This is a genomic window from Lentihominibacter sp. (assembly GCF_046951855.1).
Taxonomy (GTDB): Bacteria; Bacillota; Clostridia; order Peptostreptococcales; family Anaerovoracaceae; genus Lentihominibacter; species Lentihominibacter hominis.
Genome location: NZ_JBKTXS010000039.1, coordinates 1 through 15,347, shown reverse-complemented (window position 1 = coordinate 15,347; position 15,347 = coordinate 1). Strand labels below are relative to the sequence as shown.

Sequence of the window (15,347 nt, the reverse complement as noted above, 5' to 3'; positions counted from 1 at the left end):
ATTATGACCTATCCCCGGAATATAAGCTGTTACTTCAATACCGTTAGTAAGACGAACTCTCGCAACTTTTCTCAAAGCTGAGTTAGGCTTCTTAGGGGTAACAGTCTTTACAGAAGTGCATACGCCTCTTTTCTGCGGCGAATTAACATCTGTAGCAACTCTTTTTATAGAGTTCATACCCTTATTCAGAGCCGGAGCAGTTGACTTCTTCTCGCTGCTGGTTCTGCCTTGACGTACTAATTGGTTAATTGTAGGCATCCTTTTTCTCCTTTCTTGATATAATAAAAATACGTTAGCTTTGAACAATAAAGCCCAAAGCTAACATTTATTTTACCACGGTATTTATCATTATGTCAACATCAATTAAAAACTGATTTCTAAGACAAATATGAATATATTATCAGAAAGTTCTACGCTCTATTGTATCCACTGTTTCTTCTTCCATCCTCTAAACTCTCCCACAACTAAAGATATCGCCAGAATAAACACCAGTATATCTGCTATGGGTGCAGCAGCAAGAGCGCCGTCAAGACCAAACTTACTTGATAGTATTATTGAAAGAGGAATGAGAAAGATCGCCTGTCTGGACAATGGAATAAGCAGGGATTTTGCAGGCTTTCCAATTCCCTGAAAAAATGATGCTGTGACCATATGAACGCCATACACAAAGAACGCCATCATAAATATTCTAAAAATATGCTGCGAGCAATCAGCATACATAGAATCTCCGGATACAAACAGCATTCCTATTTGTCTTCCCAAAAGTTGATATACAGCGAACCAAACGAGAGAAACTACCACTGCTATGGTAGCAGCCGTTTTGTAAGTCTGTCTGACTCTTCCATAATTCTTAGCGCCAAAATTAAAACCGTTTATAGGCTGTGTAGCAGAAGAAACTCCTACGAACATAGCATGCGCTATCTGATAGACCTTCATCATCATGCCATAGACTGACAAAGCCATATCACTTCCATATACACTCACGGCACCATAAATGGTCATAAGATTATTCATTGTTATCTGCACTACCGCAGTCATAATTTGAGTCAGAAGACTCGGAAATCCTAAAGCTAATATTCTTCCGGTTATATTTACGGAAAGTTTCAGATGAGCTTTACATATACGAACTGTTTTAAGTTTTCTGAGATACAACAGACAAAGTATTCCTGCTGCTGCCTGGCCTATAACAGTAGCTACACCTGCTCCAAAAACCCCCATCTTAAATCCGAAAATGAAAACCGGGTCAAGAACAAGGTTTATCACAGTACCTATTATCATACATTTCATCGTATACTTAGGGTTGCCGTCTGCACGTATAATAGCAGTCAAAGCCGCACTTATCATAAGAAACGGGAGTCCCCACGCAATAGTTTTAGTATAGACCAACGAATCAGCAAAAGCATTATCTGTAGATCCAAATAGTTTTACTATCTGGGGAGCAAAAATTAAAGAAAGCAGCAAAATCAAAATTCCGGATCCTATCAACAAAGTTACAGCATTGCTGACAGTACGGTTAGCATCCTCATATTCTTTTCTTCCCAGACAAAGACTTATATTAGCCGCACAGCCATCTCCAATAAGCAATGCAATTGACATAGCAATAATAGTTAACGGAAATGCTACATTTGTGGCTGCCATTCCCGTTACTCCCACTCCCTGTCCTACAAAAATCTGGTCAACTATATTATACAGATAATTGACCATCAAAGTTAAAGCTGTAGGAATAGAATACTTAACGATAAGTTTTTTTATTGGTTCTGTTCCAAGAGGGTTCTGGGTAATTTCTTGGTTATTCATAAAAATCTCTCCTTTATTTTAGGCAAAGAAAAAAGAACAAAGCATTCAGAAAATCAACTGAAAGCCTTCTTCTCCCATCCAGACTGTCTGTTGGCTTCGGAATCAAACCGAATTAGCTTATTGCTCGCGGGCTGTACCGCCAGTAGAGTAAAAACTCATTTCCGAAGAAAGGTTCTTTTATACGGATATATAAAGGATATCACAAGGTTTGCACTCCGTCAACATTCACTGTGTTTCAAAAACAAAATCGACTCTTTCATAACCTACAACAATACTTCCGATATGAAAAAACGGACAGAATAAATCTGTCCGTTTTATAACAAAGTAATGAATAATCTAATTCATAAGATTATTTAATTCTTTCTTATTTCTCGCCTGGGTGCTTTCTGTCTTTGAATGAAGACTCAGTAGCGCCTCTCTGGTCTTTCTTAGCGATGAATAAGCTTCCTGTTGCCTTACCGCAAAGTACTGGTGGCTCACAAGCTGTAGCAGCTGTTTCAGGAGTAGCTACGTTTGACAAATCTGCATCTGTTCTGTCTAACTGAGTAGCAACCTTCCAAGCTTCGAACTGGCAAGTGTATGACTGATTACCAACCTTTTCGATCCAGCCATGATATTCCATGAAGTCTCCAACATATACTGGAGCTAAGAATTCGATTTCTTTGTATCCTAAGAATAAGCTGATATCTCCATCAACATATACCATCAGTTCAGTACCAACGTCTCCCCACTGGTCAACGATTCTAGCACCATTTACTAATCCGCCTACATAATGTGCATCTTTTGCACTCATCATAAGATGATGAACTACTTTCTTACCAACCATAATTTTCCTCCTCTTTCTGCTATGCAGAATAATATTAAATGAGTAATTGTTTTTTCTATAAAGCAGTTTTGTCCATATCTTTTGGGACAAAACTGGTTTATGTCCCAAAATTTTTAATGCCTTTTCCGATTAATTTCAAACTGGCTTTATTAGTCAGCAAAAATCTTTGCAGGATCAAGCGGTTCTACGTCTAACTTCTTAACGATCTTAGAAACGTTTACCATGTGTATGTAGTCAACGTTACCAGCTAAGATATTGTTACCCCATGTACCGCAACCTTCTGATACTGCAGGTGACAGTGCGTTAGTTTCAGGTCCCCAAGCATCCGGTGTAGGCTGGTTAACCAGTACACGAGCTACAGGAATCTTTTCACCGAAGTAAAGAATATGATCTTCATCATTTGAGAAGATACCAGCTGTATGTCCAGTACCGCCATCTTCTTCCATGTTTCTGATAGCCATGTCAACAGCTTCTTCAAACTTGTCGTAGCTCTTTAATACTACTACAGGTCCCATGATTTCCTTGCCGAGGATATCATCTTTACCAACGCCTTCTATCTTAAGACCTATAACCTTAGTTCCTTCTGGAAGAGTAAATCCAGCAGCTTCTGCGATTACGTCAGTATCCTTACCAACTAAACCTGAGTTGATCTTTCCATCCTGGAATAAAGCTTCACGGAACTTAGCAACATCATCAGCGCTTTCAAATACAACAGCACCGGCATTCTTAAGTTCTGCAAAGAAATCAGCTTCCAATTCCTGTGGGTAAAGGAGTAAGTTGTCTCCGTCGCAAAGGATTCCGTTATCGCTTGCTACAGCAACAATTGTCTGCTCAGCAGCATCCTTAAGGTCATATCCTCTGTCTACGATTACAGGAGGGTTTCCTGGTCCTACACCGTAAGCAGGAGTTCCGCTTGAGTAAGCAGCCTTAGTGAGGCCGGAACCACCAGTTGCGAGTACGAGGTCGCATTTTTCCATTAATTCCTGTGACTTTTCGATAGTAACATCGTTAACAATCTGAATAAGGTCTTCAGGAGCACCGTTCTTAGCTAATGCTTCACGAATTAAGTTAACTGTAGTAGTTGAAGTCTTTTCTGCACGTGGAGCAGGTGAAATGATAACTGCATTCTTACCCTTTAAAGCGTGCATGAAGTTTCCTAAAGGTGTAACTGTAGGGTTAGTTGCCGGAGTGATAGCACCGATAACACCGATTGGATGAGCAGCTTCAATAAGACCGATTGAAGGATCTTCATTGATGATGCCAACAGACTTCTTATCCTTGAGATAATCCCAGAAAGCAGCAGCTGTTCCAGTGTTCTTGCCAATCTTGTCTTCATAGCTTCCAAGTCTTGTTTCCTCAACAGCCATCTTTGCTAAAGGTTCTGCATTCTCGTAAATGATCTTTGCACTCTCATAAACAAGCTTATCCACCTGTTCCTGAGTATAATCTTTGATCTGTTCAAACGCTGCACGCGCTTTGTCAATTTGGTTTTGAATAGTCATACTTATCAATCTCCTTTTTAATTTTACTATTCTCGAAATTACTAAAAATCAAACTATTTACTTTTTTGATCTTTAAATTATCTCAATTTGATTATATTTTAGCATTCTGTCTACTTACTGTCAAGGCACATTATCAGTACACATTTAACTTTTTGTACAAAACAAAAACCTCTGAAAATTGAAAATGCTCTTTCAGAGGTCTGTTTTTGCTCACTATTTAGTTTAATATTTAACGAAAAATGACAAGCTCAGAAACTAATACTTATTCCCATTCAGCGCTTTCTGATGTCTCAGAGATTCCCGAAGCAGATTCCATTTCTGATGCGAATTCCTCGGCTGCCGCCGCATCATCCCCAGTTCCCATTACAGGAACTATATCTTCCATATCCTCATCTTCTTCCTCTTCCATCTCCATTTCTCTCTGCATTGCTCTGTACGCTTCTATCAATGCTGTATTTACACCGTAATCCAAATCTATAGACCTATACTTCTTCATACCTGTACCGGCAGGGATCAGTTTACCGATGATAACATTTTCTTTAAGCCCTTGAAGTTTATCGTTCTTTCCTTTTATTGCAGCATCTGTCAGAACTCTTGTAGTCTCCTGGAAGGACGCAGCTGACAGGAATGAATTTGTAGCCAAAGATGCCTTTGTTATACCCAGAAGAAGCCTCTCTGCCTCCGCAGGTTTCCCTCCATCAGCAATAACAGCTTCATTAGCCTCTTCTATTTCGACTTTACTATACTGTCCTCCAGGAAGAAGCCCTGTATCTCCCGCATCATTTACCTTCATTTTTGAAAGCATCTGTCCTACGATAACTTCTATATGCTTATCATTGATATCTACACCCTGCTGCTTATACACTCTCTGTACTTCTTTAAGCAAGTACTGATATACGCCTTCAACACCGTTAAGCCTTAAAATGTCCTTAGGATCCAAAGGTCCTTTTGTTATATTGTCCCCTGCAAGTATATAGTCGCCTTCGGCAACACAAATCCTTGCTCCATAAGGAACTTCATATACCTTTTCTTCTTCGCCTCTCACTTTGACCTGTGTTTTATTATCCATAGTCGGATCAACAGAAACCACAGTACCGTCTGCTTCGCAGATGACCGCAAGTCCCTTAGGTTTTCTGGCCTCAAAAAGTTCTTCTACTCTCGGCAGACCGTGAGTGATATCAGAACCGGCAACGCCCCCTGTATGGAATGTTCTCATGGTCAGCTGAGTACCCGGCTCTCCAATGGATTGAGCTGCTGTTATTCCAACAGCCTCTCCAATATTGACGCCTTCTCCGGTCGCCAAATTCCTTCCATAACACTTAGCGCATACACCAGTTTTACTGTGGCAGGTCATCACCGATCTTATAGCCACAGACTCTATGCCCGCAGCTTCTATCGCTTCAGCAGCGTCCTCACTAATCTCGCAGTCTTGCTCAACAATAACTCTACCTGTCTCAGGATGACATATATCCAGCAAAGCAGTTCTTCCTATAATACGGTCCTTCAGTTTCTCAATGATTTCCTTTCCGTCAGTAAAGGCTTTTACTTCTATACCTTCATCCGTTCCGCAGTCATCCTCTCTGACAATTACGTTATGAGAAACATCTACAAGCCGTCTTGTCAAATAACCTGAGTCTGCTGTTCGCAGAGCCGTATCCGCAAGACCTTTTCTTGCACCGTTAGTAGAAATAAAGTATTCCAGAACCGAAAGTCCTTCTCTGAAGTTCGCCTTGATAGGTATTTCTATGGTCTTACCTGTAGCGTTAGCCATAAGTCCACGCATACCGCCGATCTGCCTGATCTGATTCTTACTTCCTCTTGCTCCTGAATGAGCCATGATAAATAAGTTATTTAAAGAATCAAGAGACTCCATAAGTGCATCAGCCACATCGTCTGTCGTTTTATTCCAGATATCTATAACCTTTTCATATCTTTCCTTATTAGAGACAAGACCTCTTCTGTAAGCCATCTCATACTTGTCTACCAGCTTTTCGGCCTCATCTATAATTACCTTTTTCTCTTCAGGTATCTCCATATCGGAAATGCTGATGGTAATAGCTGCTATAGTAGAATAATGGAATCCCATGTCCTTGATATAATCAAGCATTATAGCTGTTTCTGTATTTCCATGTATTCTGTAGCATCTGTCGATGATCTGCCCCAGCTTCTTCTTATCGCACAAGAAATCTATCTCCAGCGAATACGGATCAGCTTCTCTGTCTTCTACATACCCTAAATCCTGAGGGATATTCTGATTGAATATGAATCTTCCTACTGTAGACTCTACAAGTTTACCTCTCGTATCATATTCGTCCGCATACATTCTCACCTTTACTCGGGCATGAAGTCCCACCATACCGGTTTGATAAGCCATAAGCATTTCAGCTATATCAGTAAATACTTTGCCATCTCCTTTTTCAGCGTCTGAATTTCTTTTGCCTTCTTCCTGCCCGGGATGGGTAAGATAATAGCTTCCCAAGATCATATCCTGAGTAGGTGTCGTTATCGGAGAACCATCTTTAGGAGCAAGTATATTATTCACGGAAAGCATAAGAAATCTCGCTTCTGCCTGAGCTTCCACAGAAAGCGGAACATGCACAGCCATCTGGTCACCGTCAAAGTCAGCATTAAACGCAGTGCATGCAAGCGGATGAAGCTTTATAGCCTTACCTTCTACCAATACAGGCTCAAACGCCTGTATACCAAGCCTATGCAAAGTTGGCGCACGGTTCAGCATTACAGGATGCTCCTTAATAACACCTTCCAGCACATCCCAAACCTCAGGTCTTACTTTTTCCACCATTCGTTTGGCACTCTTAATGTTGTGAGCATTGCCGTTCTCCACCAACTTTTTCATAATAAACGGCTTGAACAGTTCCAGAGCCATCTTCTTAGGGAGGCCACACTGGTAAAACTTAAGCTCAGGGCCTACTACGATTACAGATCGTCCGGAATAGTCTACCCTCTTGCCCAGCAGATTCTGTCTGAATCTTCCCTGTTTACCTTTGAGCATATCCGAAAGAGATTTAAGCGGTCTGGATCCCGGACCCGTAACGGGTCTGCCTCTTCTTCCATTATCTATAAGAGCATCAACGGCTTCCTGAAGCATTCTCTTTTCATTTCTTACAATGATATCGGGTGCACCAAGTTCAAGAAGTCTGTTAAGCCTGTTATTTCTGTTTATTACACGTCTGTACAGATCATTCAAATCGGAAGTTGCGAATCTTCCTCCGTCCAGCTGAACCATAGGTCTAAGATCCGGCGGAATAACCGGAATAACTTCCAGTATCATCCATTCAGGTCTATTGCCCGACAGTCTGAGAGCTTCAATGACCTCCAGTCTTCTTACAATCCTTATCTTCTTCTGGCCTGTAGCGCTGACAAGCTTGTTTCTCAGATCCTCTGAAAGTTCATCAAGGTTTATATGAGAAAGAAGTTCTCTTACAGCCTCCGCTCCCATACCTGCTTTAAACTTATTGTCCGGATTATCTTTAGCCTCTCTGTACTGATTTTCTGTAAGTACCTCTTTATAGGCAAATTCGGTATTTCCAGGATCAGTCACGATGAAATTTGCAAAATACAATATTTTTTCAAGAGTTCTCGGAGATATATCCAATACAAGACCCATTCTGGAAGGAATACCCTTAAAATACCAGATATGGGAGACGGGTGAAGCCAGCTTTATATGCCCCATCCTCTCTCTTCTGACTTTCGCTTTGGTAACCTCTACTCCGCATTTATCGCAGACGATACCTTTATATCTTATTCGCTTGTATTTGCCGCAGTGACACTCCCAGTCCTTAGTAGGACCAAATATTTTCTCACAGAAGAGCCCGTCTTTTTCGGGTTTAAGAGTACGATAATTTATAGTCTCGGGTTTTGTAACCTCTCCGTGAGACCAGCCCATTATCTTTTCTGTAGACGCCAGCCCAATCTGCAGAGACTCAAAATTATTCAATTCATAATTGTTGTTATCATTCATTGGTCACTTCCCCTTTCCTACACTTCTTCAGTCGGTTCGGCTTCGATCTGACCAAGTTCATCATCCAGGCCGTCGTCCTCATCGAAATCATCCTCATCTTCTTCGACTATAGCGATCTCTTCTTCGTCAAATTCGTCGGCATCATCGACCTCTTCTCCCTCTATATCAACATCCACCATATCCTCTATTGCAGGAATATCTTCTATCTCACTGGTTTCCTTAATTTCTATCTCTTCATTGTCCTCTGTCAGAACTTTTACATCCAGACACAAGCTCTGCATTTCTTTTATCAACACCTTAAACGATTCAGGAATTCCAGGTTCAGGTATATTCTCACCTTTTACGATAGCCTCATAAGTTTTAACTCTGCCTACGATATCATCGGATTTTACAGTCAGTATTTCCTGAAGAGTATATGCTGCTCCATAAGCCTCCAAGGCCCATACTTCCATCTCTCCGAAACGCTGTCCGCCAAACTGCGCTTTTCCGCCCAAAGGCTGCTGCGTTACAAGCGAGTACGGACCTGTACTTCTCGCATGGATCTTGTCATCTACCAGATGGTGAAGCTTGAGCATATACATATAACCTACAGTTACCGGATTATCGAAATATTCTCCTGTCCTTCCATCTCTGAGACGCAATTTTCCGCTTTCATCAAAGCCGTTTTCTTTAAGCAGCTCTATTATATCTTTCTCGTTAGCCCCGTCAAATACAGGCGTTGCGATATACCAATCCTTATTTTTTGCAGCCAGACCTAAATGTACTTCGAGAACCTGACCTACGTTCATTCGTGACGGCACACCCAACGGATTAAGCATTACCTGCAGCGGCTGTCCGTTTTCCATAAACGGCATATCCTCTTCAGGAAGTATTCTGGAAATAACACCTTTGTTTCCGTGTCTTCCAGCCATCTTATCGCCAACGCTGATTTTTCTCTTTGTAGCTATATAACACCTTACAAGCTTATTTACCCCAGGAGGCAGCTCATCACCATTCTCCCTTGAGAAAATCTTTACATCGACAACAATGCCTGTCTCGCCATGAGGAACACGCAAAGACGTATCTCTGACTTCTCTGGCCTTTTCTCCGAATATAGCTCTGAGAAGTCTTTCCTCAGCCGTAAGTTCTGTTTCTCCTTTAGGAGTAACTTTGCCTACCAAAATATCAGATGAATTTACTTCAGCACCTTTTCTGATGATACCGTCTTCATCCAAATCTTTAAGAGCATCTTCACCCACATTAGGAATCTCCCTGGTGATCTCTTCGGGCCCCAGCTTCGTATCTCTTGCTTCAGCCTCGTATTTTTCTATATGGATAGATGTAAGAACATCTTCCATAATAAGTCTTTCGTTAAGAATTATAGCGTCCTCGTAATTATATCCTTCCCATGTCATAAAGCCTATGAGCAGATTTTTTCCGAGAGCAATCTCTCCGTTTTCAGTTGATGGACCATCCGCTATGACCTCACCTTTTTCAACATGTTCGCCATTATAAACGATAGGCCGCTGATTTATGCACGTACCTTGGTTGGATCGCTTGAATTTGAGAAGCTTATATTCATCCGTACCTTCACCGTCATCCCTCAAAACCACAATCTTATCAGCATCTACAAAATCTATAGTTCCGGCATGCTTAGCTATTATAACTACACCGGAGTCTTTTGCAGCCTTATGCTCCATACCTGTTCCTACAATAGGAGCCTCGGTTACAAGGAGAGGTACCGCCTGACGCTGCATGTTTGCGCCCATCAGCGCTCTGTTCGCATCGTCATTTTCCAAGAATGGAATCATAGCTGTAGCCACAGACACCACCTGTTTAGGCGATACGTCCATATAATCCACAACTTCTCTCGGGGCCAGCTCCATTTCACCGCCCACACCTCTGGCAGAAACTCTCATATTGACGAAATGTCCTTCTGAATCCAGCGGTTCATTAGCCTGAGCTATTATCTTATCTTCTTCATCGTCAGCAGTAAGATACTGTATTTCATCAGTAACTCTTCCTGTCTTTTTATCTACAACTCTGTACGGAGTTTCTATAAATCCGTATTCGTTAACTATTCCGTATGTTGTAAGAGATCCTATAAGTCCAATATTAGGTCCTTCCGGAGTTTCTATAGGACACATTCTTCCGTAATGAGAATGGTGTACGTCTCTTACCTCAAAGCCCGCTCTCTCTCTGGAAAGGCCTCCCGGACCCAATGCCGAAAGCCTTCTTTTATGCGTAAGTTCAGCAAGAGGATTGTTTTGGTCCATGAACTGCGAAAGCTGAGAGCTCCCAAAAAATTCCTTAACTGCGGCGGTAACAGGCCTTATATTCATAAGACCCTGAGGTGTGACTTCAGAAATATCCTGAGTAGTCATTCTCTCTTTTATTGTTCTCTCCATTCTGGAAAGACCTATTCTTATCTGATTTTGCAGCAGTTCTCCTACAGTTCGCAGTCTCCTGTTGCCAAGATGATCTATATCATCTATATTTCCTATGCCATAGTTGAGATTGAGAAGATAACTTACAGAAGCAATAACATCAGCAACGAGTATATGCTTAGGCGAAAGCTCATTCTTTCTCATTTTTATTGCTTCTTTCACTGACTCCTGATCTTCATTTTCTTCCAGAATCTCTTTAAGAACAGGATAATAAACCTGTTTCGGTATTTTAATATCAGAAATATCAAAATCTATATATGACGCCAGTTCTACAAACTGATTTCCGATTACTTTGGTTACCGCTCCTTCATCTATAGGGCTTTTAACCATTACAAATTCGATTCCGGAATTTTCTATCTGTCTTGCCAGATCCTTGTCAATGTTCTGATCCTTCTCAGCCAAAATTTCGCCTGTGTTGGGATCTATAACATCTTCAGCCACGGCGTTGCCTACCAAACGATTGAACAGCCCCAATTTTTTATTATATTTATATCTGCCCACCTTAGCCAGATCATAACGCTTAGGATCAAAAAACATGGAATTAAATAATGACTGAGCACTTTCCAGCGTAGGCGGTTCTCCCGGTCTCAGTTTCTTATATATTTCCTTAAGGCCTTCCTCATAGTTTGTAGTAGTATCCTTCTCTAAAGTTTTAAGGAGGCGAGGTTCTTCGCCGAACAAATCAATGATCTCTTGATTGCTTCCTATTCCCAAGGCTCTGAGAAGTATGGTTACCGGCTGTTTTCTGGTTCTGTCGACTCTTACCGAGATTATCTCATTGGAGTCTGTTTCATACTCAAGCCAAGCACCCCTGTTGGGAATAACAGTGGTAAAAAATAAATTCTTACCGGACTTATCTATTTCTTTATCATAGTAAGGTCCCGGTGAACGCACGAGCTGAGTAACCACAACTCTTTCCGCACCATTGTAGATGAAAGTCCCCTTTTCTGTCATTAAAGGGAAATCTCCCATAAACACTTCCTGTTCCTTTACTTCACCGGTTTCTTTATTTACAAGCCTTACTCTTACTTTTAACGGAGCTGCATAGGTGACGTCTCTTTCCTTACACTCCTCCTGTTCATACTTGGGAGGATCTGTCAGGGAGTAATCAATAAATTCGAGAACAAGATTGTCCGCATAATCCTTAATCGGCGAAACGTCCTCAAAAACCTCGCGAAAGCCTTCTCTTACAAACCAATCATACGAATCTGTCTGTATCTGAATCAAATTGGGCATTTCTGCCACTTCATTGATCTTCGAAAAGGTCATTCGTTCTTTCCTACCTAATTTTATCGGATTTGGCATAGTCATCACTCCTTATATATTCAACAAATTACATTTGCAGGGCAGTTTATTATGTTATCACAAGTTTGTCAAATCGTCAAGGGCTTTTGGAATTTTTTTCTTCCCTGACCATCTATATCAACAAATAAACAAATTTATGTAATATTACTATAAAATTTAAAAGAGGTCAAAACCTTTATGGTTTTTGACCTCTTTCACCATTTTTTAAAATATATCGGTTAAATTTATGCTATCTTTGTTTTGCAGGTTCCACTTTCTTTGAAATAAAGAATGTAATTATGCAAATTACAGCGCATACTGCTGTGAAAACATAAAGATATGTTCCAATGACATTTACTATAGAGTCTACGTTTATATTTTCCACTATACCATCAAAGTAATCGCCGGACTCCCAAGCATCATCTGTTCCCCAAGCTTCATACCAAGGTACAAATACACAAGTTATAGCATTCATTATCGTCATGAATAAGAACAGCAGCGATATTCTCTTCACATCTCCTACAGCAAGCCCTGTTCTTGAATTTCCAGGGAAAGCTATTGGATCTTTCTTTGTAAGACCGCCGTACATCTTTCTCCAGATTATATAAAGTAAAGGACCTGTCGCCATTGCAGTCATACCACCTATATAATAATCCGAACCATTGATAAATATAGCAAACAATGCCACACAAATAGGTATTATACATATAACAGCTAGGAATCCGAATCCTCCCGGAACCTTAAATTTATATTCTTCTGAAGGAATTCTTTTTCTAAGTATCATAGCTGAGATGTAAACCAGAATATAAGATGCAATCAGCATATGTACATCCAAGATTATTACAAATCCAAACGGCAGCATACATAATATCATAGTTGAAATAGCTACTGTAAGTACTGCGATATAAGGTACTCCGTGCTTCTTGTCACATTTTACAAGAACAGGCGGTGCTAAATTATCATCTGCCAGAGAGAAGAAACCTCTGCTTCCTGATGCTATATATGTATTGAATATGGAGCACTGTGCAAATATAGCTACCAGAACAAAGAACACTCCAAATGCCGGTCCCCAGAACTCCTGAACTACATCTGAATATCCTACTGTACCTGCTTCTGTTCCCCAGTTATCCCACTGGCCTAATGAGCCAAGTCCTGCTATAGTAGGAAGAATATATACCGCCATTATAAGAGGGATAGTTATAAGTGTTCCTTTAGGTATTACCTGAGGATTCTTTACTTCCCCTGCAATTGTAGACATGGACTCATATCCTGAGTACATCCACATACCTACGGAAATACCGCCTGCAATGAAGAATAACCAATCTGAAGCTCCTTCAGCTTCATATGCAGTAAGCTGGAAGGATATGGTCTCTGCTGTTTCAGCATTTCCGCCCCAGTTCATAAATCCGCATACTGCAACCAATCCGAATGCTACCATAACCAATATGGAAAGTATTGTACTTGCAATACCTACATCTTTAACTCCTCGGATATTTATCCATGTGAATACGATAACCATTGCAGCCTTTATGGCAAATTCGCCTGTCCACCCAAGATCCCACTGAACTGCAGCGTATCCGCCTGCTAAAATAACGTATACAGCATTATCAATATAAATGGAAATCGTTCTCCACCATCCTGCCTGGAAACCCCAGAATTCTCCCAGAGCCTCTTGTACCCATTTGTAATATCCACCTTCCTGCGGTCTTACGGATCCTAATTCGGATGCCACTAAACCGAAAGGAAGTGCCCATACAAACGGTAATACACAGAGCATGATTATTGTAAGCCCCGGTCCGCATTCAGGTATCATTTCTTCGATGCCATAGCAACCTGCAGCTACCAAGCAGAAAATCATGAAAACTACCGTCGAAACTTTAATGTCGTGCTTTTTCAAACCATGTTCGCCAACTTGGGCAGCACTGTTGTTTTGCTTTTGAGTCATGTTATCCTCCTTTTTGTAAATATAATGAAAAATAATGAAAAATAATGATGCTGTACTCTATATTATACAAATTTTTCAGAAGATTTCAATGCTTTTAAATTATTCTTCTAATTAGACATCTTTATTACTTTTCTAAAGCAATTTAATTACTATTTTTGTAGTTAAAACCCACCTGTCTCTTATAAGAAAAACTATTTTGAATTATATGTGATTTAATAAATTAAATGAACCGTCCATTATTTTAGATGCCAAAAAGCAAGCTTATATATGCCATATAATAAAGTAAGATTATAACCGATTCTAAAAAATATCGATTATTTTCAGCATTTCATTCTATTATATTAATTGTTTAAGAAAATATTTTTATTCTTGTAAAAAAATCTGCTTTTATTTTGCTCTGAATGCTCATATCCCACAGATATTACAAAACATTCTCATTAATATACCATCTTTCCGTATTAACAAAAAACATTAAATTCATATTTTCTTTTTTCTTAACTTTAATGCCAAAGCTGTATGCCGTTACTATACAGCCGAAAGAAAAAAAACACTTTTTATTTGATATATAAAAAGCAGCAGATGTATAACATCTGCTGCCAACTCATATTCAATTATTAACTTATTTAAGTTCAACAACTGCCCCAACTTCTTCCAGCTGAGCCTTGAAACTTTCTGCTTCTGCTTTTTCACAGCCTTCTTTAAGATTTGAAGGAGCTCCATCAACCATTTCCTTAGCTTCTTTAAGTCCTAAACCTGTAATTTCTCTTACAGCTTTGATAACCTTAATCTTTTCTGCTCCAACTTCCTTAAGAACTACTGTGAATTCAGTCTGCTCTTCTCCTGCTGCCGCACCACCGTCTGCTGCTGCTACAACAACACCTGCTGCTGCAGATACGCCGAATTCTTCTTCACAAGCCTTAACCAGCTCATTCAACTCTAAAACTGACATTTCTTTTATAGCTTCTATAATCTGATCTTTGTTCATTTTATTTCTCCTTTTTACTTTTTAATTACACCATACTCTTCGCAAAGAGCCTACTAACCACTCACTTCACATCGTGGGGTTAGATCCCTCTGCCTCTTAGCGGTAGAACACCACGCGCTGAAGCGCTGTATTCCTCGCAAAGGGCCTACCAGCCACTCACTTCGTATCGTGGGGTTAGGCCTCTTTCTGTTCTGCGATCTGTGCAAGTACTCTCGCGAAGTTCGCAACAGGTGACTGAATACTTCCCATAAACTTGGAAATAAGTGTATCTCTTGACGGAATTGAAGCCAGTGTCTGAAGACCATCTTTATCGTAGTATTCACCTTCTACAATACCGCCTTTAAACTCCATCTTTTTATATTCTTTTATCGCTTCGTTTAAAACCCTTGCAGGTGCTGTAGCATCATCGTAACTGAATGCAAATCCGCTTGGCCCTGCAAGCACATCTTTCATTGTCTCATATTCAGTTCCTTCAATAGCTCTGTTTACGAGAGTGTTTTTATAAACAGTATAGTCTACATTTGCTTCACGAAGCTTTTTTCTCATGTTGTCTGCTTCTGCTACTGTGATTCCAATATAATCAATAGCTACGACAGATGC

General features: G+C 40.3%; 9 protein-coding genes and 1 riboswitch. All 9 genes read right to left on the bottom strand.

All coding sequences use genetic code 11. From position 1 onward, the window contains the following. The coding region (gene rpsL, locus ACLR96_RS09130) for a 30S ribosomal protein S12 (protein WP_412265696.1) at nucleotides 1-258 on the bottom strand (258 nt) is incomplete at its 3' end. A 159-nt stretch (nucleotides 259-417) separates the two neighbouring features. Then, complete coding sequence (locus tag ACLR96_RS09125) at nucleotides 418-1,797, bottom strand: MATE family efflux transporter (protein WP_177267443.1); 1,380 nt, start codon at nucleotides 1,795-1,797, stop codon at nucleotides 418-420. 62 nt (nucleotides 1,798-1,859) lie between these two features. Next, nucleotides 1,860-1,970: riboswitch (FMN riboswitch) on the bottom strand. 191 nt (nucleotides 1,971-2,161) lie between these two features. Then, nucleotides 2,162-2,623, bottom strand: coding sequence for a hotdog fold domain-containing protein (locus ACLR96_RS09120; RefSeq protein WP_177267444.1), 462 nt, complete (start codon nucleotides 2,621-2,623; stop codon nucleotides 2,162-2,164). A 149-nt stretch (nucleotides 2,624-2,772) separates the two neighbouring features. Then, nucleotides 2,773-4,125, bottom strand: coding sequence for an aldehyde dehydrogenase family protein (locus ACLR96_RS09115; RefSeq protein ID WP_177267445.1), 1,353 nt, complete (start codon nucleotides 4,123-4,125; stop codon nucleotides 2,773-2,775). Between the two features lie 262 nt (nucleotides 4,126-4,387). Then, nucleotides 4,388-8,107: a DNA-directed RNA polymerase subunit beta' gene (gene rpoC, locus ACLR96_RS09110; protein WP_177267446.1), complete on the bottom strand. Its 3,720-nt coding sequence runs from the start codon at nucleotides 8,105-8,107 to the stop codon at nucleotides 4,388-4,390. A gap of 17 nt (nucleotides 8,108-8,124) precedes the next feature. Continuing rightward, nucleotides 8,125-11,838: a DNA-directed RNA polymerase subunit beta gene (locus tag ACLR96_RS09105; protein ID WP_177267447.1), complete on the bottom strand. Its 3,714-nt coding sequence runs from the start codon at nucleotides 11,836-11,838 to the stop codon at nucleotides 8,125-8,127. 229 nt (nucleotides 11,839-12,067) lie between these two features. Further along, a complete protein-coding gene (locus ACLR96_RS09100) occupies nucleotides 12,068-13,762 on the bottom strand; it encodes an amino acid permease (RefSeq protein ID WP_177267448.1) in 1,695 nt (564 codons plus the stop codon). A gap of 619 nt (nucleotides 13,763-14,381) precedes the next feature. Continuing rightward, a complete protein-coding gene (gene rplL / locus ACLR96_RS09095; protein WP_177267449.1) occupies nucleotides 14,382-14,747 on the bottom strand; it encodes a 50S ribosomal protein L7/L12 in 366 nt (121 codons plus the stop codon). Nucleotides 14,748-14,921: 174 nt separating this feature from the next. Beyond that, nucleotides 14,922-15,347, bottom strand: a 426-nt coding sequence (gene rplJ / locus ACLR96_RS09090) for a 50S ribosomal protein L10 (protein WP_412265695.1), incomplete at its 5' end; no start/stop codon positions are given.

Bases quoted from the DNA above. Each gene is read 5' to 3' on its own strand.
- rpoC (WP_177267446.1), bottom strand. From the start codon at position 8,107: ATGAATGATAACAACAATTATGAATTGAATAATTTTGAGTCTCTGCAG.
- ACLR96_RS09100 (WP_177267448.1), bottom strand. From the start codon at position 13,762: ATGACTCAAAAGCAAAACAACAGTGCTGCCCAAGTTGGCGAACATGGT.
- rplL (WP_177267449.1), bottom strand. From the start codon at position 14,747: ATGAACAAAGATCAGATTATAGAAGCTATAAAAGAAATGTCAGTTTTA.
- ACLR96_RS09105 (WP_177267447.1), bottom strand. From the start codon at position 11,838: ATGCCAAATCCGATAAAATTAGGTAGGAAAGAACGAATGACCTTTTCG.
- ACLR96_RS09115 (WP_177267445.1), bottom strand. From the start codon at position 4,125: ATGACTATTCAAAACCAAATTGACAAAGCGCGTGCAGCGTTTGAACAG.
- ACLR96_RS09125 (WP_177267443.1), bottom strand. From the start codon at position 1,797: ATGAATAACCAAGAAATTACCCAGAACCCTCTTGGAACAGAACCAATA.
- ACLR96_RS09120 (WP_177267444.1), bottom strand. From the start codon at position 2,623: ATGGTTGGTAAGAAAGTAGTTCATCATCTTATGATGAGTGCAAAAGAT.